This is a genomic window from Achromobacter sp. KK8 (assembly GCF_054188005.1).
The window spans coordinates 120927-143454 of sequence record NZ_CM135178.1 but is presented as its reverse complement, the minus strand read 5'-3'; the positions used below and the strand labels follow the sequence as shown (position 1 = coordinate 143454).

At 68.2% G+C, this 22528-nt stretch carries 17 protein-coding genes and 1 other RNA gene; 13 read left to right on the top strand and 5 right to left on the bottom strand.

Going from position 1 to position 22528, the window contains the following annotated elements:
• Window positions 1–2 precede the first annotated feature (2 nt).
• The 9 genes from ACVN9Z_RS00670 (at window position 3) to ACVN9Z_RS00630 (ending at window position 11401) form a co-directional block, all read left to right on the top strand.
• The gene (locus tag ACVN9Z_RS00670; RefSeq protein WP_458212983.1) at window positions 3–3566 is read left to right on the top strand and encodes a UvrD-helicase domain-containing protein; all 3564 of its coding nucleotides are present in this window, start codon (window positions 3–5) and stop codon (window positions 3564–3566) included.
• A gap of 238 nt (window positions 3567–3804) precedes the next feature.
• An RNA gene (ffs, locus tag ACVN9Z_RS00665) (signal recognition particle sRNA small type) lies at window positions 3805–3902 on the top strand.
• Between the two features lie 120 nt (window positions 3903–4022).
• A complete protein-coding gene (locus ACVN9Z_RS00660) occupies window positions 4023–6293 on the top strand; it encodes a DNA polymerase III subunit gamma/tau (RefSeq protein ID WP_150101809.1) in 2271 nt (756 codons plus the stop codon).
• A 45-nt stretch (window positions 6294–6338) separates the two neighbouring features.
• A complete protein-coding gene (locus ACVN9Z_RS00655; RefSeq protein WP_458212982.1) occupies window positions 6339–6665 on the top strand; it encodes a YbaB/EbfC family nucleoid-associated protein in 327 nt (108 codons plus the stop codon).
• Window positions 6666–6732: 67 nt separating this feature from the next.
• Window positions 6733–7341: a recombination mediator RecR gene (recR, locus tag ACVN9Z_RS00650; protein WP_006385499.1), complete on the top strand. Its 609-nt coding sequence runs from the start codon at window positions 6733–6735 to the stop codon at window positions 7339–7341.
• A 98-nt stretch (window positions 7342–7439) separates the two neighbouring features.
• Entirely contained in the window at window positions 7440–8729 is a 1290-nt protein-coding gene (locus ACVN9Z_RS00645; protein WP_006385498.1) for a CaiB/BaiF CoA transferase family protein, read from the top strand.
• Entirely contained in the window at window positions 8710–9750 is a 1041-nt protein-coding gene (locus ACVN9Z_RS00640; protein WP_020926770.1) for an ABC transporter substrate-binding protein, read from the top strand. The genes ACVN9Z_RS00645 and ACVN9Z_RS00640 overlap by 20 nt, the downstream gene beginning before the upstream one ends.
• A complete protein-coding gene (locus ACVN9Z_RS00635; RefSeq protein ID WP_054446667.1) occupies window positions 9743–10555 on the top strand; it encodes an ABC transporter ATP-binding protein in 813 nt (270 codons plus the stop codon). Before ACVN9Z_RS00640 ends, ACVN9Z_RS00635 begins: the two co-directional genes overlap by 8 nt.
• A gap of 51 nt (window positions 10556–10606) precedes the next feature.
• Complete coding sequence (locus tag ACVN9Z_RS00630) at window positions 10607–11401, top strand: ABC transporter permease (protein WP_020926772.1); 795 nt, start codon at window positions 10607–10609, stop codon at window positions 11399–11401.
• Window positions 11402–11444: 43 nt separating this feature from the next.
• On the opposite strand, the gene ACVN9Z_RS00625 is transcribed toward ACVN9Z_RS00630, so the two are convergent.
• From ACVN9Z_RS00625 to ACVN9Z_RS00610, 4 genes are read right to left on the bottom strand one after another with little or no spacing between them, the layout of a single operon-like run.
• Window positions 11445–12020 carry a biliverdin-producing heme oxygenase gene (locus ACVN9Z_RS00625; protein ID WP_150101810.1) on the bottom strand — a complete coding sequence of 192 codons (576 nt, stop codon included), beginning with the start codon at window positions 12018–12020 and terminating at the stop codon, window positions 11445–11447.
• Window positions 12017–12667, bottom strand: coding sequence for a hypothetical protein (locus ACVN9Z_RS00620; protein WP_020926774.1), 651 nt, complete (start codon window positions 12665–12667; stop codon window positions 12017–12019). The genes ACVN9Z_RS00625 and ACVN9Z_RS00620 overlap by 4 nt, the downstream gene beginning before the upstream one ends.
• A 7-nt stretch (window positions 12668–12674) precedes the next feature.
• On the bottom strand, window positions 12675–13040 hold the full coding sequence (locus tag ACVN9Z_RS00615; protein WP_020926775.1) for a response regulator: 366 nt from the start codon (window positions 13038–13040) through the stop codon (window positions 12675–12677).
• Entirely contained in the window at window positions 13037–15244 is a 2208-nt protein-coding gene (locus tag ACVN9Z_RS00610; protein WP_026384025.1) for an ATP-binding protein, read from the bottom strand. Before ACVN9Z_RS00610 ends, ACVN9Z_RS00615 begins: the two co-directional genes overlap by 4 nt.
• Before the next feature lie 166 nt (window positions 15245–15410).
• Between ACVN9Z_RS00610 and ACVN9Z_RS00605 the strand changes: the two genes are divergently transcribed.
• Window positions 15411–15938 (top strand): carboxymuconolactone decarboxylase family protein, encoded by a 528-nt coding sequence (locus ACVN9Z_RS00605; protein WP_020926777.1) that lies wholly within the window; start codon window positions 15411–15413, stop codon window positions 15936–15938.
• A 41-nt stretch (window positions 15939–15979) separates the two neighbouring features.
• Here the strand turns inward: ACVN9Z_RS00605 and tal are convergent, their stop codons facing one another.
• Window positions 15980–16933: a transaldolase gene (tal, locus tag ACVN9Z_RS00600; RefSeq protein WP_006385489.1), complete on the bottom strand. Its 954-nt coding sequence runs from the start codon at window positions 16931–16933 to the stop codon at window positions 15980–15982.
• 223 nt (window positions 16934–17156) lie between these two features.
• On the opposite strand from tal, the gene carA reads away from it, so the two are divergent.
• From carA to lpxO, 3 genes are read left to right on the top strand one after another with little or no spacing between them, the layout of a single operon-like run.
• A complete protein-coding gene (carA, locus tag ACVN9Z_RS00595) occupies window positions 17157–18311 on the top strand; it encodes a glutamine-hydrolyzing carbamoyl-phosphate synthase small subunit (RefSeq protein WP_006385488.1) in 1155 nt (384 codons plus the stop codon).
• Between the two features lie 10 nt (window positions 18312–18321).
• Entirely contained in the window at window positions 18322–21564 is a 3243-nt protein-coding gene (gene carB, locus ACVN9Z_RS00590) for a carbamoyl-phosphate synthase large subunit (protein ID WP_006385487.1), read from the top strand.
• A 48-nt stretch (window positions 21565–21612) separates the two neighbouring features.
• Complete coding sequence (gene lpxO / locus ACVN9Z_RS00585) at window positions 21613–22509, top strand: lipid A hydroxylase LpxO (protein ID WP_054505160.1); 897 nt, start codon at window positions 21613–21615, stop codon at window positions 22507–22509.
• Window positions 22510–22528: the final 19 nt, after the last annotated feature.

Genomic DNA, 22528 nt, shown 5'->3' with positions numbered 1-22528 from the left:
CCATGGCCGATGTCGAACGCCAGCCCCAGGACCACGCCGCGCGCGCGGCCGCGCTGGACCCCGCCCGCTCGTTCCTGGTGCAGGCCCCCGCCGGCTCCGGCAAGACCGAGCTGCTGACCGACCGCATCCTGGCGCTGCTGGCCACCGTCAATCGCCCCGAGGAAATCGTCGCCATCACCTTCACGCGCAAGGCCGCGTCCGAGATGCATGCGCGCGTGCTCAGCAAGCTGCGCCGCGGGCTGGACGCGCCGCCCGAGGCCGCGCACGAACGCCGCAGCTGGGACCTGGCGCGCGCCGCGCTGGCGCGCAACGACGCGCAGCAGTGGCATCTGCTGGACCACCCCGCGCGCCTGGCCATCCGCACCATCGACTCGTTCTGCGCCGGCCTGGTGCGCAGCATGCCGTGGCTGTCCGAATTGGGCGGCATGCCCGAGATCACCGACGACGCGCGCGCGCATTACGAAGCCGCGGCTCGCGCCACGCTCGACCTGGCGGACGACTACGACGCGGTGCGCATCCTGTTGCAGCACATGGACGTGGACGTGCAGGCCGCCAAGGACGCCATCGCCGACATGCTCGGCCAGCGCGACCAGTGGCTGCCGCTGCTGCGCCACGGCTCCGACCGCGAGGCCCTGGAAGAAACGCTGGCCGAAGCCATCGGCGAGGACCTGGACGCGCTGTGCGAGGCCATGCCGCTTGGCTGGGCCGAAGCGCTGTGCGGTCCCGCGCGGCTGGCCGCGGCCCAGTTGCAGGACGGCGGCGAAGACGACCGGCTGGCGCCGCTGCGCGACTGGACCGACGAACTGCCGGCCGACGCCGAGGCGCTGGACCAGTGGCGCGCCGTGGCCCATCTGCTGCTGACCGGCACCGGGTCGCTGCGCAAGACCGTCAACAAGAACCTGGGCTTTCCCGCCAAGTGCGCGCATAAGGAACCCTTCGTCGCCTGGCTCGAGAGCGCCGATGGCGACGCCCCGTGGGTGCGGCGCCTGGCTGCCGTGCGCGATATCCCCGCGCCGCGATTGAGCGATGCCCAGTGGGAAGTGCTGGGCGCGCAGCTGATGACGCTGGCGCTGGCCGTGGCGCAGCTGCGGCTGCGCTTCGCCGATACCGGCGAGGTCGATTTCATCGAGATCTCGCAACGCGCCGCCGCGGCGCTGGGCAGCGCCGACGATCCCGGCGAACTGCTGCTCAAGCTGGATGCGTCCATCCGCCATCTGCTGATCGACGAATTCCAGGACACCAGCCAGACGCAGCTGGATCTGTTGAAAACGTTGACCTCCGGCTGGCAGGCGGGAGATGGCCGCACGTTGTTCCTGGTGGGCGACCCGATGCAGTCGATCTACCGTTTCCGCAAGGCGGAAGTGGGCCTGTTCCTGGAAGTGGCGCAGCGGGGCGTGGGGGAACTCCAGCCCGGCTTTCTCAACCTCACCGACAATTTCCGTTCGCAGGCGGGCATCGTCGACTGGGTCAACGAATCGTTCGCGCAATTGCTGCCCAAGCGCAGCGACGCCGCCGCGGGCGCCATCAAGTACAGCCCGTCCAGCGCGTTCCACGAGACCCTGCCGGATCCGGCGGTGCGCTTTCATCCCGCCTGGTCGCGCGGCGGCGGCGTTCCGGCGGAGGAGCAGGCCGAGAATATCGCGGTCGGCCTGGTGCGCCAGGCGTTGGCGGACCACGCGGGCAGCAAGCATCCGGTCGCCATCCTGGTGCGGGCCCGCAGCCACCTTGGCAACCTCACGCGCCGGCTGGCGCAGGAGGGCATCCGCTGCCGCGCGGTGGACCTGGTGCCGCTGGCGTTGCGGCCGGTGGTGGCGGACCTGGTGCAGTTGGTGCGGGCGCTGTCCCACCCGGGCGACCGGCTGGCCTGGCTGTCGGTGCTGCGGGCGCCGTTCTGCGGCCTGACGCTGGAATCGTTGCAGCGCCTGTTCGGCGCCGACCACGTCACGCCGGTGCCGGTGCTGCTGGAGCGGTTGTTGCGCCCCGCGCCGGCCCGGCCCGCCGACACCCCGCCGGTGCGGGCCGTCTCGGCCACGGTCCCAGCCGCGTCGCGGCAGGGCTCGCTGTTCGACGACACCGAGAATCCGGCGCAGGGGGCGTTGTTCGATGACGCCGCGCCGCCGGGCGATCCGGCCGGGACGAGCCGGCAAACAGGCGCGGCGTTGCCGCCGGACGATGCCGGCGCGCGGCTTTCGGCCGAGGCTTTGCTGCATCCCGATGAATACGCCCGCCTGCGGCAGGTGGCGGCGGTGCTGCTGGACTCGCGCAACGCCTCGGGCGCCATGCCGTTCGCGGCCTGGATCGAGACGCTGTGGCGCCGCCTGGGCGGTCCCGCGCTCTACAGCGGGCCGTCGGTGGCCAATGACGCCGAAAGCCTGTTCCAGCTGGTCGAGCGCCTGGCGCCGCACGGCGCCATCGATCCGGCCGCGCTGGACGCCGGCATCGCGCGGCTGTTCGCGGCGCCGGATGCGGCCGACGAAGAGGCCGCCGTCGAGATCATGACCATGCACAAGTCCAAGGGCCTGCAGTTCGAAACCGTCATCCTTTACGGCCTGCATCGCGCTCCGCGCGGCGACCAGCCGCCGCTGGTGCGCTTCGAGCAAAGCGGCGGGCGGGTGCTGTTCGGCCCGGTCAAGCCGCGCGCCGAGACCGAGGCCGACCCCGTGTCGCGCTACCTCGGCGCGCGCGAGGCGCGCCGAGCTTCCTACGAAATCGACCGCCTGCTGTACGTGGCCGCCACCCGCGCCCGCAAGCGCCTGCATCTGGTTGGCCACGTCGCCATCGACGAAGCCACCGGCCAGGCCAAGACACCGTCCTCCGCCAGCCTGCTGGGCCGCCTCTGGCCCTGCCTGACAACACCCGTGCCGCCCGCGACGGACGGCGATAGCGCCGAACCCCGCGACGACGGCCCTGAATGGCAAGGCGAGCCCCTGCGCCGCGTGCATCGCGACGGCCTGGCGCAACTGGCGCGCCAGGCCGATATCGCCATCAGCCCCGGCTTCGCCGCGGCCGCGCGCGGCGCCTGGGGCGATAGCGCCGAGCATCCCGCCTGGCAACTCGAATCCGGCTACGACGCCGCCATCGGCACCCTGGCCCACGCCTGGCTGGCCCGCATCGGCCAGGACGGCATCGCCGCCTGGCCAGCCGAGGCCCTGGCCCACCGCCTGCCCGCCATGCGTCGCCAACTGACCCGCGCCGGCATCCCCGCCAGCCAGGCCGATACCGCCGCCGAAGCCGTCCTGGATGCCCTCCAGTCCACCCTCGCCGACGACCGTGGTCTCTGGCTCCTGTCCCAATCCGGCGCCCGCCGCGAATGGCCCCTCATCGACGCCGCCGGCAAGGTCTCCGTCATCGACCTGGCCCTGAGCACCGAAGACGGCTGGCTGATCGTCGACTACAAAACAGGCCGCCCCCAACCCAACGAATCCCCCGCCGCCTTCGCCCAACGCATGCGCCATCGCCACGGCGACCAACTCCTGCGCTACTGCGCCCAAGTCACCGCCCTGGACGGCCGCAAAGCCCGCGCCGCCCTCTACTTCCCCCGCGCCCGCGCCTGGATCGACCTATAGCTCCTCACCAAAACGAACCCAGCACCGCAACGTCCTCGCCTTCAGGAAAAAATCCAAAGCAAGCAACCAAGGAAAAGTGAGGCAAAGCGAAGCGAGCCCCCAAGACAAGCGAAGCAAAGTCTTCCTCCCTCCCCCTCGGGGGGAGGGCCGGGGAGGGGGCGCACATACAGCCCCTCGGGGCCCGCCAAGCAAGAGGCTAGCCGAGCGAGCAACGCGAAGCTCTGCTAGAATCTTGCTTGGCGGGCCCCTTCGCATGGTTCGACGGTGAACCTGGTCAGGTCGGGAACGAAGCAGCCATAGTCGTTTAGGGTCAGTGCCGGAGTAAGGCTCGCCAACCGGTTTCTCAAAGGGGACGGGGTTGTTTTCCAAGGGGATATCCCCGGAAGATGATTCCGTCCCTTTTGCATTTCCTGCCGGCAATCGCATAGGCTCTTGCAAAGGCTCTACAATCCCGCCATGACTTATCTGGTACTGGCCCGCAAGTGGCGGCCGCGATCGTTCGATACCCTCGTGGGACAGGATCACGTGGTGCGCGCGCTGACGCATGCGCTCGACACCCAGCGCCTGCACCACGCCTGGCTGTTCACCGGCACCCGCGGCGTCGGCAAGACCACGCTGTCGCGCATCCTGGCCAAATCGCTCAACTGCGAAACCGGCATCACCTCCAAGCCCTGCGGCGTCTGTCGCGCCTGCACCGAGATCGATGCCGGCCGTTTCGTCGACTACCTCGAACTGGACGCGGCCTCGAACCGCGGCGTCGAGGAAATGACCCAGCTGCTGGAGCAGGCCGTCTACGCGCCGGGCGCGGGCCGCTTCAAGGTCTACATGATCGACGAAGTGCACATGCTCACCGGGCACGCGTTCAACGCGATGCTCAAGACGCTGGAAGAGCCGCCGCCGCACGTCAAATTCATCCTCGCCACCACCGACCCGCAGAAGATCCCGGTCACGGTGCTGTCGCGCTGCCTGCAATTCAATCTGAAGCAGATGCCGGCCGACTCCATCGTGGGCCACCTGCAGGCGGTGCTGGGCGAAGAGCAGGTCGGCTTCGAAGTGCCGGCCCTGCGCCTGATCGGCCAGGCCGCGTCGGGTTCCATGCGCGATGCGCTGTCGCTGACCGACCAGGCCATCGCCTACAGCGCCGGCAACCTGACCGAAGACGCCGTGCGCGGCATGCTCGGCACCATCGACCAGCGCCACCTGGTGCGCCTGCTGGACGCGCTGTCCACCGGCGACGCCAAGGGCGTGCTGGCGGTGGCCGACGAACTCGCCACGCGCGGCCTGTCGTACGCCGGCGCGCTGGCCGACCTGGCGGTGCTGCTGTCACGCGTCGCCATCGAGCAACGCGTGTCCGGCGTGACGCCGGCCGAGGATCCGCTGGTGGCCGACATCGCCCGCCTGGCGCAGACCCTGCATCCCGACGCGGTGCAACTGTTCTACTCGGTGGCGGTGCACAGCCGCGGCGAACTGACGCTGGCGCCGGACGAGTACGCCGGTTTCATCATGGCGTGCCTGCGCATGCTGGCGCTCAACGGTGACGCCGGTCCGCAGACCGCCATCGAGGCCCCCGCCACGCCGGCCCGCCAGACGGCCGAACCCGCCGTGGCCGCCGCGCAGCCGCCGCAGGCGGCGCCGGTCGCCGCCGCTCCTGCGGTGGAACGGCCCGCGCAGGCGGCGCAACCGGCGGCACCCGCGCCATCCGTGCCTGTGAGCGCGCCGCAAGCGAACGTCGCGCCGGTTCCGGCCGCCGCGCCTGCGCCGATGGCCGCGGCGCCTGTCACCGCGCCCGCCGCACCTGTCGCGCCCGCCCAGCCGGCCGCTGCCAGCGTGCCGCCTTGGGAAGACGCTCCCGCCGCCGCGGATGCCGCCCAGGCCGCCGCAGCCACTGCCCAGCCGGCGTCCCCCGCGAATGCCGCAGCCGCAGCCGCAGGCGCTCCGGCCAAGACGGCATCGCCCAGCGCCGCTCCCGCCGTCGCGCAAGCGCCCGCCCCGCATGCCCCCGCCACGGACACTCCTGCCGTCTCCGCGGCCCCGGGGCCCGCCAAGTCGGCCCCGCTGGCCGTGACGCCCGCGGCTGCCGCGGTCGCGCCGGCCGCCGATGACGACGGTCCGCCGTCCTGGGTCGATGAGGAAATCCCGTTCGAGGCCGAAGGCGGCTTCGTGCCTGATGCTGGCTTCGCGCCCGACGGCGGCTTCACGTCCGACCCCGACGACGATTTCGAAACGCTGGCCAGCGCGCCATCGTCCGCGCCCGCGCCTTCCGCGGCGCCGGCCCGGCGCGAAGGCCCGGCCCCGGCCCGCAAGCGCCAGTCGCGCGCGCGCCTGGCCGACATGACCTCCGCCGCCTGGCCCGAACTGGCCGCGCGCCTGCCGGTCACCGGCCTGGCCGCCGAACTGGCGCGCCAGAGCGAATGGGCCGGCGTGCAGGGCGATGCCATCATCCTGCGCGTGGCCGTCAAGACGCTGGCCGAAAGCGAAAGCCGCGTGCGCCTGCAGACGGTGCTGTGCGAACACTTCGGCCAGGGCATCCGGCTGGACGTGGACGTCGGCGCGGTCGGTGAAGCCACGGCCCACGCCGTGGCCCAGGCCGAACGCGCGGCGCGCCAGCAGGCCGCCGAGGACGCGGTCGCCGTCGATCCCTTCGTGCAGGCGCTGGTGGCGGACTTCGGCGCCCATGTCGTGGCCGGTTCGATCCGCCACGTCGACTCTCCTTCCGCCGCCGCGTAACGCGCCGGCAAATCCCTACATTCCCTCGTTCAAGGAAGCTCCATCATGATGAAAGGACAACTGGCCGGCCTGATGCGCCAGGCGCAGCAGATGCAGGAAAACATGAAGAAGGCGCAGGACGCGCTGGCCGAGATCCAGGTCGAAGGCGCCTCCGGCGGCGGCCTGGTCAAGGTCACCATGACCTGCCGCCACGACGTCAAGCGCGTCGAGATCGATCCGTCGCTGCTGGCCGACGACAAGGACATGCTGGAAGACCTGATCGCCGCCGCCTTCAACGACGCGCTGCGCAAGGCCGAGGCCACCTCCCAGGAAAAGATGGCGTCCGTCACCGCCGGCATGCCGCTGCCCCCGGGCATGAAGCTGCCGTTCTGATCGAACGTTCCGGCCGCCGCCGCCCCGGGCGGCGCGGCCTTTGCCGTCCGCAAGTTGCCGTCGTGTCATGGACCCTCTACTGCCCGAACCCGAACCGCTGGTCTCGCTGATCGAGGCGCTGCGGCGCCTGCCCGGCGTGGGTGTGCGTTCCGCGCGACGCATGGCCTATCACCTGTTGCAGCACGACCCCCAGGGCGCCGACATGCTCGGACGCGCGCTGGCGGGCGCGGTGCGCGACCTGCGCCACTGCTCGCGTTGCAACAGCTTCGCCGAAGAGGACGTGTGCGCGACCTGCGCCAATCCCAAGCGCGATCCCTCGCTACTGTGCATCGTCGAGACGCCGGCCGATCAGAACATGATCGAGTCCAGCCACGGCTACCGCGGCCTGTACTACGTGCTGATGGGACGCGTCGCGCCGCTGGAGGGCATCGGCCCGCGCGAACTGGATTTCGACCGGGTCATACGCCGCGCCACCGACGGCGTGGTGCAGGAGGTCATCCTGGCCACCAACTTCACCGCCGAAGGCGAGACCACCGCGCACTTCCTGGGCGAGGCCCTGGGCGAGCGCGGCCTGCGGGTCACGCGCCTGGCGCGCGGCGTGCCGGCGGGCAGCGAATTGGAATACGTGGACGCCGGCACCATCGCCTGGGCGCTGATGGAGCGCAAGACCACCTGACACGCCCCCACAATAGCGCGCCGGCAATGTACCGGCGAGCATTGGAAAAACGGCCCGCCCCGCGCCGGCGCGGCCTCCACGAGAGGAAGACAACCAACATGTCAGCCCTGACCGGCCTGAAGGTCCTGGAACTCGGCACGCTCATCGCCGGCCCGTTCGCCGCGCGCATCTTCGGCGAATTCGGCGCCGACGTCATCAAGGTGGAAACGCCGCACGGCCCCGACGGGACCGGCGGCGGCGACCCCATTCGCAGCTGGCGCCACCTGCACGAAGGCAATTCGCTGTGGTGGACCGTGCAGGCCCGCAACAAGCAATCCATCGCGCTCAACCTCAAGCATCCCGAGGCCCGTGAAATCGCCCGCAGGCTGGCGCTGGACGCAGACGTGGTGGTCGAGAACTACCGTCCCGGCGTGCTGGAGAAGTGGGGCCTGGGCTATGAACAGCTGCGCGCCATCAATCCGGCGCTGATCATGGTGCGCCTGTCCGGCTATGGCCAGACCGGCCCGATGAAGGACCAGCCGGGCTTCGGCGCCATCGGCGAATCCATGGGCGGCCTGCGCTACGTGTCCGGCCACCCGGACCGCCCGCCGCTGCGGGTCGGCATCTCGATCGGCGATTCGATCGCCGCGCTGCATGGCGTGATCGGCGCGATGATGGCGCTGCGCCACCGCGACGCCACCGGCGGCCGCTGGAACGGCGTGCAGGGCGAAGGGTGCCAGGCGGGACAGGGCCAGATGGTCGACGTCGCCCTGTACGAGGCCGTGTTCAACATGATGGAAAGCCTGGTGCCCGAGTATGACGTGGCCGGCGTGGTGCGCGAACGCACCGGCGGCGCGTTGCCCGGCATCGTGCCGTCCAATACCTACACCACGCGCGACGGCCAGAACATCGTCATCGCCGGCAACGGCGATGCGATCTTCCACCGCCTGATGCTGGCCATCGGCCGCGACGACCTGGCCTCGGATCCGGACCTGGTGCGCAACGACGGCCGCGCCCGCCGCGTCGCCGAGATCGATGGCGCCATCCAGCAATGGTGCGATGGCCGCGGCATCGAGGAGGCGCTCAACACCCTGAAGGCGGCCGACGTGCCGGTCGGCAAGATCTACAGCGTGGCCGACATGTTCACGGATCCGCAGTTCCTGGCGCGCCGCATGATCGAACAGCACCACTTCGCCGACGGCAGTCCGGTCAAGCTGCCGGCGGTGGTGCCCAAGCTCTCGGAAACCCCGGGCGGCACCCGCTGGATCGGTCCGTCATTAGGGGAACATACCGAGGAAGTCCTGAAATCGCTGGGGTATGATTCAGCGGCTATCGACAAGCTGGCGCAGACCGGCGCTATCGGTATCCCCGCACCCAAGGAGACAACACATGTCAGTCACACGTCGTGATCTGCTCAAGATGGCCGGCGCCGCCGGCGTCATGGGCATGGCCCCCGCCATCGTGCGCGCCCAGAAGCTGGAAAAGACCAAGGTCCAGATCGCCGTGGGCGGCAAACCCCTGATCTACTACCTGCCGCTGTCCATCGCCGAGGCGCGCGGTTACTTCAAGGACGAGGGCCTGGACGTCTCCATCGCCGACTTCGCCGGCGGTTCCAAGGCCCTGCAGGCCGTGGTGGGGGGCAGCGCCGACGTGGTTTCGGGCGCCTTCGAGCACACGCTGTCGATGCAATCGAAGGGCCAGGCCTACCGCGCCTTCGTGCTGCAGGGCCGCGCGCCGATGATCGGCGTGGGCGTCTCCAAGAAGAACCTGCCCAACTACAAAGGCCCCGCCGACCTCAAAGGCAAGAAGATCGGCGTGACCGCGCCGGGCTCGTCCACCAACATGGTGGTCAGCTTCTTCCTGGCCAAGCACGGCCTGAAGGCTTCGGACGTGTCGATCATCGGCGTGGGCGCCGGCGCCGGCGCGGTGACCGCGCTGCGCAGCGGCCAGATCGACGCCATCTCCAACACCGACCCGGTGGTGTCGATGCTGGAAATGCCGGGCGACATCCAGATCATCGTCGACACCCGCACGCTCAAGGACACGCAGGACATCTTCGGCGGCAACATGCCCGCGGGCTGCCTGTATGCGCCGCAGGCGTTCATCGACGCCAATCCCAATACCGTGCAGGCGCTCACCAACGCCATGGTGCGCGCCGACAAGTGGATCCAGAAGGCAGGCCCGGACGAGATCGCCAAGGTCGTGCCCGAGACCTACCTGCTGGGCGACCCGGCGGTGTACAAGGCCGCCATCGGCAAGAGCCTCGAAGGCCTGTCGCCTGACGGCCTGATCCCCGAGGACGGCGCCGCCACCGCGCTCAAGGCCCTGGCCGCGTACCAGGCGGATTTCGACGGCGCCAAGATCGATCCGTCCAAGGTCTGGACCAACGACTTCGCGCGCCGCGCCAACGAGAAGTACCCCAATGGCTGAAGCCGCGCTTTCGCTGGAAAACATCAGCTGCACCTTCGTCTCCCGCGACGACCGCTCGCAGCGCTACACCGCCGTCAGCGACACCAGCCTGGCCATCGCGCCGGGCGAGTTCGTGTCGGTGGTGGGGCCGACGGGCTGCGGCAAGTCCACCCTGCTCAACGTCAGCGCCGGCCTGCTGGCGCCGTCGTCGGGGCAGGTCAAAGTGTTCGGCCAGCCGCTGTCGGGCATCAATTCGCGTGCTGGCTACATGTTCCAGGGCGAGGCGCTGCTGCCCTGGCGCAGCGCGCTCGACAACGTGGTGGCCGGGCTGGATTTCGCCGGCGTGCCGCGTGTCGAGGCCCTCGAGCGCGGCCGCGACTGGATGCGCCGCGTCGGCCTGGGCGGCTTCGAGAGCCGCTATCCGCATCAGATGTCCGGCGGCATGCGCAAGCGCGCCATGCTGGCGCAGACGCTGATCCGCGATCCCGACATCATCCTGATGGACGAGCCGTTCTCGGCGCTCGACATCCAGACGCGCCAGCTGATGGAAAACGAGGTCCTGGACCTGTGGATGGCCAAGCGCAAGGCGGTGCTGTTCATCACCCATGACCTGGATGAAGCCATCGCCATGAGCGACCGCGTGGTGGTGCTGTCGGCCGGGCCGGGCACGCATCCGATCGGCGAATTCGCCATCGACCTGCCGCGTCCGCGCGACGTGGCCGAGGTGCGCAACAACCTGCGCTTCGTCGAACTGCACGCGGCCATCTGGGCCGTGCTGCGCGAGGAAGTGCTCAAGGGCTACGCCCAACAACAGAAGCGGGCCTGAGGCCGTGCCTGATCCCGGCCACGCCCGCTTCCCCATGAACAGGCCCTGACCATGTCCAAGTCGTTCAAACCAGGCTCCGCCAGCCTGCGCTTCTGGCAGTTGCTGCTGCTGGTCGTCATCCTGGGCGTGTGGCACTTTGCCTCGCGCGATCCCAAGGTGGCGTTCTTCTTCGGCGAACCCCTCAAGGTGTGGGGCCGCATCTGGGCCTGGTTCGTCACCAACGCCGACATCTACACCCACCTGTGGGTCACGCTGACCGAAACCGTGCTGGCCTTCTTCATCGGCACCATCGCCGGCCTGGCCTTCGGCCTGTGGTTGGGGCTGTCGCCACGCGCCAGCGCGATTCTCGATCCCTACATCAAGGCGGCCAATTCGATGCCGCGCGTGATCCTGGCGCCGATCTTCGGCATGTGGTTCGGGCTTGGCATCTGGTCCAAGGTGGCGCTGGCGGTGACGCTGGTGTTCTTCATCGTCTTCTTCAACGTCTACCAGGGCGTGCGCGAGGTCAGCCCGACCCTGCTGGACAACGCCCGCATGCTGGGCGCGCGCCAGCGCCAGTTGCTGCGCCACGTCTATCTGCCGTCGGCCACCAGCTGGGTGTTCTCGAGCCTGCACACCTCGGTGGGCCTGGCCTTCGTCGGCGCGGTGGTCGGGGAATACCTGGGCTCGGCCAGCGGGGTCGGCTACCTGATCCTGCAGGCCGAAGGCACCTTCGACGTCAACACGGTTTTCGCGGGCATCGTGGTGCTGACGGCGTTCGCGCTGGTACTCGACTACATTGTCGGGATCGGTGAAAAGCGCCTGATGAAGTGGCAGCCGAAGTCGGGCGAAACAGAAAAGATCTGAGCCGCTTCCGGTCTGCCGCGCGGGCTGGTCCCGGGGGGGGCCGCTAGCCTGCAGCCCGCAGGGCACGCTGTTCGCGCAGCCAGGCGGCCAGGCTGTCGAAGGCATCCTGCGCGCCACGCAGCGCCTGCGTTTCGTGACCTTGGGCCGCCTCGTCCAGGTGCAGCAGGAACCCCTTCCACAACGGCCCGACGTCGTCGCCGTAGCCGCGCAGGTAGCCTAGCGGCAGCGGCGGCGCCAGCGTCTCGAGCCGCTTGGCCAGGAAGCGTCCTCCCAGTTGCGAACCTTCCACCACGTACGCCACGCCCAGCGCATAGGCGTCGGCCGCCCGCGGGCGCGGCGCATCAGGGCATTGCGGAACCGGCGCGCTGTCGCCCGCCGCCCGCAGGTCGGCGCGGATCAGCGCGCTCTTGCCGTCCCTGTCTTCGGCCCGCAGCGCGGCGGGCCAGTCCAGTTGCCACAGCCGGTTTTCGATCGGTTCAAGCCAGCCCAGCATGGCGCGCAGATACGCCACATAGCGGGCCGGACTGACGTTGCCATCGGCCAGCGCCAGTCCCTGATCCAGGGCCTCGTGGCGGTCGCGGGTGCCATCGCGCAGGAATTGGTGCACCGGGGAGATCATGCGGGTTCCTTGCCCGAGGCGGCGCGGTGCAACGACCAACTCTGCGGCTGCCGCTCGAAGCGCCAGCCTGAGTCGGCGGCCAGCCATTCGATGTCCCGCGTGTCGAACAGCGCGGCTCCGTCCGGCGCCTGCGCGGGCACGGTGAAGCGGGCATGCCATGCCGATGGGTCGGCCGTGTCAAGCTCCACTTCGGCGCCTTCAGGCAGCCAGGCCACCAGGCACAGCAGCCATGCCATGAGCAGATAACGGCTGGTGAAAGCGGGCAGTTCGAGCGCGCCCGGGTCCTCGGGCCAGCGGACCCGGCGCTTGGACCACATCAATTGCGAGAACAGCAGCTTGCGGCATTCCTTGAGCAGCGTCGCCAGCGGCAGCGTCGCGCCGTTGTCGCTGAACCACTGGTCCAGGTCGCGGATCACGCTGACGCTGTCTTCCAGCATGTCGTTGAGGTCTCCGGCCAGCCGTTCGCAGCGCTGCTGCCGTGCCTCGGCATCCGCGTCTTCAGGCGCGTGGCTCAGCATGGCCGCCGCCAAGGTGGCATTCGATAGCGGCGCGATGGCCTCGTGGCGCAGCACCGGGAATATCTGCGCCAGCACCTTCAGCCGTACGCCTTGCGCGGCCAGCGCCTGGGCGGATATATCGACTTGCATGGCGATGTCAGCCCGCCTGGCGCAGCACGGTCAGCAGCGCATCGGGGTCGGCAGGCTTTTCGATCCAGCCATCGAACAGGGCGGAGGCGTCTTCGTGCCGTTCATGCCGCGCCAGGCCGCTCAGGGCGTAGATGCGCGATGACACATTGCGCTCGCGCAGCCGGCGGGCCAGCTCGTAGCCGTCCATGTCGGGAAGCAGGATGTCAACCAGCACTGCTTCGGGGGCGAACGTGGCGGCCTGCCGCAGCGCGTCTTCGCCGGTACCCGCGCAGCGCGCCTCCAGGCCGGACAGCGCCAGGAATTCGGCCAGCAGTTCCGAGCCCATTTCATTGTCGTCAACCAGCAGGACGCGTAGGGCGCGCTCGTCGTTCAAGGGATGTCTCCAGATTCGGGGACCTGCGGCGCATCCTGGTCGCGCGGCAGGGTAACGGTGAAAATGACCAGGCCGTCGCGGCAGTCGACGGCGATCTCGCCCTGGTGGTCGCGCACCACCTGTTCGGCGATGTACAGGCCGAGCCCGAGGCCGTTGCGGTTGCGCGAATGGCCCAGGGATTCGGGCTTGAAGGGTGAGAACAGGTGCGCCATGACGTCGTCGGGGATCGGCGCGCCATGGTTGGCCACGGTGAGTTCGATGGTGTCGCCGCGCGGCATCGCGCTGACGTGGATCGGCATGCGCGGCGCGCCATGCTGGCGGGCGTTGCTCATCAGGTTGGTGACCACCTGGGCGATGCGGTCGGTGTCGGCCGTCAGCACCAGGTCGGGGTGCACGTCCGGCTCGATGAGCAGGCCGGGATAGGCCTGGCGCTTTTCCTCGATCAGGCCGTTCAAGAGGTCGGACAGGCGGCATTCGCGCTTTTCGATGCCTAACCCCATGCCGCCCTGCAGCCGGGAAAGATCCAGCACCTGCGAGATCAGCCGCTGCATGCGCCCGCTGGAATAGCGGATGCGTTCGCCCATGCGGGCGCCGGCGTCGGTCCGCGAAAGCAGCGTGGCCGCCATGGAAATCGATTGCAGCGGATCGCGCAGGTCATGGCCCAGCATCGCCAGCAGCGCGGTGCGGGCGCGGTCGACATCGGCGGCGCGGCTGGTGGCGATGTGCGACAGCTCGTCGCGCAGGTTGTCGGCCGCCTCGAGTTCGGCCGGCAGCCACGGCGGGCTGGTGTCGCGCATGACCTCGCGCCAGGCCTCGAACGAGCCGCGCGGGGTCAGGCGCGGCCCCAGGTTGCCCACCGCGTATTGCTTTTCGGGTTTGCCGCCCCACACCACGGTCTCGATCTGTTCGCGCCGCAACCAGATCAGCCAGCCGTTGTTCATGGGATCGAACTTGCACGCCAGCAGGCCCGCATAGGGCACCAGGTCGGTCTGCAGCTCGGGATAGTCGCGCGCGATGTGGTTGGTGTGGACCAAACGTTGCCCGCTCTGGTCCAGCGCGCACAGGATGCCGGCAAGTTCGCCGCGCGGCGCGATGCCCCCGAACACCGTGACGCTGTTGCCCCACAGGCACAGCGCGGCGTCGTTGGCGATCAGCGAGGCGGGCGTTTCCGGGCCGCCGGAAAGGGCCTGGTGGATGTTTTCGGAATCCGATGCGCGCTCGGTCAACCGGCTGACCAGCGCGACATTGCGCCGTGTTTGCGCGGCGCGGTCGTTGCCTTCGATGGTCGCCAGCGCCGCGGACAGCACCTGTGTCAGCGCCTCGCAGGCCAGCCGGGCCGGGTAGGGGACCAGGCGCGGCGAATGGTGGTGGCACGCGATCATGCCCCAGAGCCTGCCGCCGATCACCAGCGACAGGCTCATGGTGGCGCGCACGCCCATGTTTGCCATGTATTCCAGATGCACCGGCGATACGCTGCGCAGCACCGAGAAGCTCATGTCGAGCGGCGCGTCGATGCCGTCCTGCGCCAGCACCCGCACCGGCTGGTACTGGCCGTCGGCGATCTGGCGCAAAGTATTCACGGTGTACAGGCGACGCGCCTGGGCCGGAATGTCGCCGGCGGGATAGCGGCGCCCGACCCAGCCTTCGAGCGCGGGATCGCCGCGCCGCTCGGCCACGATCTCGCCGCTGTCGTCGGGATGGAAGCGATAGGCCATGACGCGGTCGAAGCCGGTGGCGCGTTGTACCTCTTGGACGGCGCGCTCCAGCAGGCCGGCGATGTCGCGCTGCGCCCGCACGCGCTCGATGCTGCGGTAGATCAGCGCGGGATCGGCGATGCCGGCGTCGTTGCCGCGGCGCTCGAGTTCGATCAGCGTCAGGTCGTCGGTGTTGCGGTGGGCGATGACGTCGTAGGCGTGCCCGTCCAGCGAGATGCTGAGCGGATCGAAGACGGGATCGTCCTGGGACAGCCAGCCCGGCAGGTTCCGCGCCAGGCCCGGCGGCAGCGAAGCCGGATCGCAGCGATAGCCCAATGCGACCGGCATCCCGAGCACCTGCGGGGCGTTTTCGCTGGCGTAGCGCAACACGCCCGCGGCATCGAAGGCAAGCAACGCGCCCAGGGGCTGGATCGCGCCCGGGACGTGAATCGGTTCGCTGTCGCAGTTCGCGAGCGTGACAGGCGGATGGGACTGGGTTGGCGCATTCATTCTAGGCTTGTCCTGGAGGTGCGCAATGTGTTGTCATTATGTCAAAGTTCTTGCGAATGTGTGCATATGCAGCGTCGGGGATTTTGGCGCGCGCCGCCTCGTTTTTTGGACGTCCACCATCCCTCTGGCCGTTTGGCGCAAGCGGCCGGATTATTCCGGAGTTTCCATGGCGCGTCTTCCCTACGCCGATCTGTCCCATCCTGAAGCACGACCCCTGGTCGACCGTATCGTCGCCGAGCGCGGCAGCGTGCTGCACCTGTACCAGATGCTGCTGCACAGCCCCGCCGTGGCCGGCGGCTGGCTCAACTACCTGACTTCCATCCGCCAGTTGTCCACCCTGCCCGGCGATATTCGCGAACTCGTGATCATGCGGGTGGCGGCGATCAACGGCGCGCCCTACGAGGCCGACCAGCACGCGCCGATCGCGCTGAAAGAGGGCGTGTCACAAGCCCAGCTGGACGCCTTGCCCGACTGGGAGGCGTCGACTCTGTTCAGCGAGCGCGAGCGCGCGGTGCTGGCCTACACCGATGCCATGACGCGCCACGTGCAGGTGCCCGAGCCGGTGTTCCAGGCGGCCCGCGCCGCCATGGGATCGGAAAAACTGATCGTGGAATTGACCGCCACCGTGGCGGCCTACAACATGGTGTCGCGCTTCCTGGAAGCGCTGCAGGTGCATTCGCACGATCACCGCTGACGCGCGGCCCGGCGGTGGCCGCCGGGCCAGCGCCGGCGGTCTCAGGCGCGCTGCGCTTCGATCAGCGCGTCCAGCTTGATGGCATCGGCCACGAAGGCGCGGATGCCTTCGGCCAGCTTGTCGCTGGCCATGGCGTCGTCGTTGAGCTGGGTGCGGAAGGCCACTTCGCCCGACGCGATGCGGGCGATATCGCCGCCCGCCGCATCGGCGCGCAACTGCGCCGGCGCGTCGCCTTCGGTCTGCGACAACTGGGTCAGCAACTCGGGGCTGATGGTCAGCAGGTCGCAGCCCGACAGCGCCAGGATCTGGCCGACGTTGCGAAAGCTCGCGCCCATGATCTCGGTGGCGATGCCGAAACGCTTGTAATAGTGATAGATGCGGGTCACCGACTGCACGCCGGGGTCGCGCGCGCCGGCGTGGTCGGCTTCGACCCAGGCGGCGCCGGCGGCCTTCTTGTGCCAGTCGTAGATGCGGCCGACGAAGGGCGAGATCAATTGCACCTGGGCGTCGGCGCAGGCCACCGCCTGCGGCAGCGAGAACAGCAGCGTCAGGTTGCAGCGCACGCCCTCGGCTTGCAGCGCGCGGGCCGCCTGGATGCCTTCCCAGGTGGACGCGATCTTGATCAGCACCCGTTCGCGCGGCACGCCGGCGGCTTCGTACAGCGCGATCAGGGCGCGGGCGCGCTCGATGGTGGCGCGGGTGTCGAACGACAGGCGCGCGTCCACTTCGGTGGAGACGCGGCCGGGCACGATATCCAGGATGGCGCGGCCAAAGGCGACCAGCAGCCGGTCCATCAGCTCGGCGGTGGGCGCGCCGCGGTGGTCGCGGGCGGTCTTTTCGAGTAGCGGGCGGTAGGCGTCCTGCTGGACGGCCTTCAAAATTAGGGACGGATTTGTGGTGGCGTCGGTGGGACGCAGCGCCTTCATTGCCTCGAAATCGCCGGTGTCGGCGACAACGGTGGTGTGATTGCGCAGGGCGTCAAGTTGGCTGGACATGGACAATACGGCTCGCAGCATCAGGGGTTGAAGGTGCTTTAGCGTATCACCGAGCCGCCGACGGCGCTGTCACCGTTGGTATGGCAAAGGAGGGGCACGGCCGGCCCGCCGCGGCGGCCGAAATCTCCGATCTCAGCCTTATTTGGCGCGGTTCCCCGGGAAAAACGCCCGCTCAAGGTATAATTCCAAGGTTTGATTATCGATTCTAAAACCGGGGTTTACTGTGCTGCCGCAACTCTTTCCCGAGGGGATCAACCGCTTCCCTCCTGCAATTCTGGCTCTGGCGGACGGTACCATTTTTCGAGGCGTGTCGATCGGTGCGCCTGGCCATACCGTCGCCGAAGTGGTGTTCAACACCGCGATGACCGGGTACCAGGAAATTCTCACCGATCCCAGCTATAGCGGCCAGATCGTCACGCTGACCTATCCGCACATCGGCAACACCGGCGTCAACGCCGAGGACGTCGAAGCCAATCGCGTCTACGCCGCCGGCCTGGTGGTGCGCGACTGTCCCGCCCGCGTGTCGAACTTCCGTTCCACGCAATCGCTGCCCGAGTACCTGTCCGAACAGGGCATCGTCGCCATTTCCGGCATCGATACCCGCAAGCTGACCCGCATCCTGCGTGAAAAGGGCGCCCAGGGCGCCTGCATCTTCGTCGGTTCGGATGCCGACCGCGCCGTCGAACTGGCCCGCGGCTTTGCCGGCATGGCCGGCCAGGACCTGGCCAAGGTCGTTTCCATAAAGGACAGCACCACCTGGACCCAGGGCACCTGGCAGCTGGGCGAAGGCTACACCCAGCCCGACCAGTCCAAATTCCATGTCGTTGCCTACGACTTCGGCATCAAGTCCAACATCCTGCGCCTGCTGGCCGACCGCGGCTGCCGCCTGACGCTGGTGCCGGCCCAGACCAGCGCCGAGGAAGTGCTCAAGCTCAACCCCGACGGCGTGTTCCTGTCCAACGGCCCCGGCGACCCCGAGCCCTGCGACTACGCCATCGACGCCACCCGCGTGTTCCTGGACAAGAAGCTGCCGGTGTTCGGCATCTGCCTGGGCCACCAGATCATGGGCCTGGCCGTCGGCGGCAAGACGCTCAAGATGAAGACCGGCCACCACGGCGCCAACCACCCGGTGCAGGACCTGGCGTCCAAGCGCGTGTTCATCACCAGCCAGAACCACGGTTTCGCGGTCGACGCGGCCAGCCTGCCGGCCAATGCGCGCGTCACGCACGTCTCGCTGTTCGACGGCACGCTGCAGGGCTTCGAGCTCACCGACCGTCCGGCCTTCTGCTTCCAGGGCCACCCCGAAGCCAGCCCCGGTCCGCACGACATCCTGGAGCTGTTCGACAAGTTCATCAGCCTGATGTCCGGCCAAAAGTAAAGATTGCATCATGCCCAAGCGTACAGACCTAAAAAGCATTCTCATCATCGGCGCCGGCCCCATCATCATCGGGCAGGCCTGCGAATTCGACTATTCCGGCGCGCAAGCGTGCAAGGCGCTCAAGGCCGAGGGTTACCGCACCATCCTGGTGAACAGCAACCCCGCCACGATCATGACGGACCCGGAAACGGCCGACGTCACCTACATCGAGCCCATCACCTGGCAAGCCGTCGAAAAGATCATCGAGCGTGAAAAGCCCGATGCGCTGCTGCCCACCATGGGCGGCCAGACCGCGCTGAACTGCGCGCTCGACCTGGCCCACCACGGCGTGCTGAAAAAGCACAACGTCGAACTGATCGGCGCCAACGAGCACGCCATCGAGAAGGCCGAAGACCGCCAGAAGTTCAAGCAGGCCATGACCGACATCGGCCTGGAATCGGCCAAGTCGGGCGTCGCCCACAGCATGGACGAAGCCTGGGAAGTGCAGCGCCGCATCGCCGCGGAAGTCGGCACCTCGGGCTTCCCCGCCGTGATCCGCCCCAGCTTCACCATGGGCGGCTCGGGCGGCGGCATCGCCTACAACGCCGAAGAATTCGAAACCATCTGCCGCCGCGGCCTGGAAGCCTCGCCCACCAGCGAGCTGCTGATCGAAGAGTCGCTGCTGGGCTGGAAGGAATTCGAGATGGAAGTGGTCCGCGACAAGGCGGACAACTGCATCATCGTCTGCTCCATCGAGAACCTTGACCCCATGGGCGTGCACACCGGTGACTCCATCACCGTGGCGCCGGCCCAGACGCTGACCGACAAGGAATACCAGATCATGCGTAACGCATCGATCGCGGTGTTGCGCGAGATCGGCGTGGACACGGGCGGCTCGAACGTGCAGTTCGCGGTCAACCCCAAGAACGGCCGCATGATCGTCATCGAGATGAACCCGCGCGTGTCGCGTTCGTCGGCGTTGGCGTCCAAGGCCACCGGTTTCCCCATCGCCAAGGTCGCCGCGCGCCTGGCCGTGGGCTACACGCTGGACGAGCTCAAGAACGAAATCACCGGCGGCGCCACGCCCGCCTCGTTCGAACCGTCGATCGACTACGTGGTCACCAAGGTGCCGCGTTTCGCCTTCGAGAAATTCCCCACCGCCGACGCGCGCCTGACCACCCAGATGAAGTCCGTGGGTGAAGTCATGGCCATCGGCCGCACCTTCCAGGAATCGTTCCAGAAGGCGCTGCGCGGCCTGGAAGTCGGCGTCGACGGCCTGAACCAGAAGACCACCGACCGCGAAAAGCTGCAGGTCGAGCTGGGCGAACCCGGTCCGGAACGCATCTGGTACGTGGGCGACGCCTTCGCGCAAGGCTTCACGCTGGACGAAGTGCACAACATCACGCACATCGACCCCTGGTTCCTGTCGCAGATCAAGGAAATCGTCGACATCGAGCTGGCGCTCGAACAGAAGACGCTGTCCGACCTGGACCACGCCACCCTGTGGGAACTGAAGCGCCGCGGTTTCTCCGATCGCCGCCTGGCGTTCCTGCTGGACACCGTGGAATCCGAGGTGCGCAAGCTGCGTCACCAACTGAACGTGCGCCCCGTCTACAAGCGCGTGGACACCTGCGCCGCCGAATTCGCCACCCGCACGGCCTACATGTACTCGACCTACGAGGAAGAGTGCGAAGCCGCGCCCACCGACCGCAAGAAGATCGTGGTGTTGGGCGGTGGCCCGAACCGCATCGGCCAGGGCATCGAGTTCGACTACTGCTGCGTGCATGCAGCGCTGGCGCTGCGCGACGACGGGTACGAGACCATCATGGTCAACTGCAACCCGGAAACCGTCTCCACCGACTACGACACGTCCGACCGCCTGTACTTCGAGCCGCTGACGCTGGAAGACGTGCTGGAAATCGTCCACAAGGAAAATCCGGTCGGCATGATCGTCCAGTACGGCGGCCAGACTCCGCTGAAGCTGGCGCGCGCGCTGGAAGCCAACGGCGTGCCGATCATCGGCACCAGCCCGGAATCCATCGACATCGCCGAAGACCGCGAGCGCTTCCAGAAGCTGCTGAACAAGCTCGGCCTGCGCCAGCCGCCCAACCGCACCGCCCGCACCGAAGGCGAGGCCCTGGCCCATGCCGCCGAGATCGGCTACCCGCTGGTGGTTCGCCCCAGCTACGTGCTGGGCGGCCGCGCGATGGAAATCGTGCACGAGCAGCAGGATCTCGAACGTTACATGCGCGAGGCCGTGAAGGTCAGCAATGACTCGCCCGTGCTGCTGGACCGCTTCCTGAACAACGCCACCGAAGTGGACGTGGACTGCCTGGCCGATGGCGAAACCGTCTTCATCGGCGGCGTCATGGAACACATCGAGCAGGCCGGCGTGCACTCGGGCGACTCCGCCTGCAGCCTGCCGCCGTACTCGCTGTCGGCCGACGTCATCGCCGAGATCAAGCGCCAGACCTCCATGATGGCCAAGGCCCTGAACGTCAGCGGCCTGATGAACGTGCAGTTCGCCATCCAGGGCGGCGATGTCTACGTGCTGGAAGTGAACCCGCGCGCCTCGCGCACGGTGCCCTACGTGTCCAAGGCCACCGGCCTGCAACTGGCCAAGATCGCCGCGCGCGCCATGGCCGGCCAGACGCTGGCGGCCCAGGGCATCACCCGCGAAGTCGTGCCGCCTTACTTCTCGGTCAAGGAAGCCGTGTTCCCGTTCGTGAAGTTCCCGGGCGTGGACACCATCCTCGGCCCGGAAATGAAGTCGACCGGCGAAGTCATGGGCGTGGGCACCAGCTTCGGCGAAGCCTTCGTCAAGTCGCAGCTGGCCGCCGGCGTGCGCCTGCCGGAATCCGGCACGGTGTTCATCAGCGTCAAGAACCAGGACAAGCCCCGCGCCGTGGAAGTGGCGCGCGGCTTGCACGCCCTGGGCTTCAAGCTGGTGGCAACCCGCGGCACCGCCGCCGAGATCGAAGCGGCCGGCATCCCGGTGCAGTTGGTCAACAAGGTCACCGAAGGCCGTCCGCACATCGTCGACATGGTCAAGAACGGCGAGATCTCGCTGGTCATCAACACTGTCGAGGAACGCCGCAACGCCATCGCCGACTCGCGCACCATCCGCACCCAGGCGCTGGCGGCGCGCGTGACCTTCTTCACGACCATCGCGGGCGCCCGCGCGGCCGTCGAGGGCATGCAGTATCTGCGCCAGGGCCTCGGCCTGCAGGTTTACCCGCTGCAGGAACTTCACGCGTCTTTATTGGACAAATAACGCTTGGGCGCGCAGGGGGCGCGTCTCAAGTGAATTGAGGACAAAAGAATGAAGTGGTTCATTCTGGCGTTATTCATCGTGTGCGCCACGGTAGTTCACTACCGTGGCCGCGTACGACACCGGTTCTCGCGGCAGGCGTTGGATCATTCCACCTTCACCGCGCCGCTGAACTGCTTCATGTACGCATTCTCCAGCGTGCCCAACAAGCCCTATCTCGACCTGGACCAGTTCCCGGAACTGAAGGTCTTGCTGGACCGCTGCGACGAAATCCGGGCCGAGGCCGTCAACCTTTATGGCGACGGCCACATCAAGGCCTCGGATAAGTACAACGACGCGGGCTTCAACTCGTTCTTCAAGACGGGCTGGAAGCGCTTCTACCTGAAGTGGTACGACGCCGACCATCCGTCGGCCGAGGCGCTTTGCCCGGTGACCACCAAGCTGCTGGCGGGCATCCCGACCATCAAGGCCGCCATGTTCGCCTCGCTGCCGCCGGGCAGCCGGCTGCCGCGGCACCGTGATCCCTACGCCGGTTCGCTGCGTTTCCACATGGGCCTGATCACGCCGAACAACCCCGACTGCTACATCAACGTCGACGGCCAGGAATACTACTGGCGCGACGGCGAGGCGGTCGTGTTCGACGAGACCTTCATCCATTACGCCGAAAACAAGACCGACCAGAACCGGATCATCCTGTTCGCGGACGTCGAGCGGCCCATGCGCTATCGCTGGGCCCAGGCGTTCAATCGCGTGGTCGGCGGTTTCCTGCTGCGCGCGGCCGCCGCGCCCAACCAGGAAGGCGACGCCACCGGCGGCATCAACCGCATCTTCGGCGCGGTCTACGCCGTGCGCCGCTTCGGCAAGGCGCTCAAGAAAAAGAGCAAGCCGCTGTACTACCTGTCTAAGTGGGCGCTGGTGGCGGCGATCTTCGCGCTCATCTTCCTGTAAACCCGGCGCCAGCGTTCCT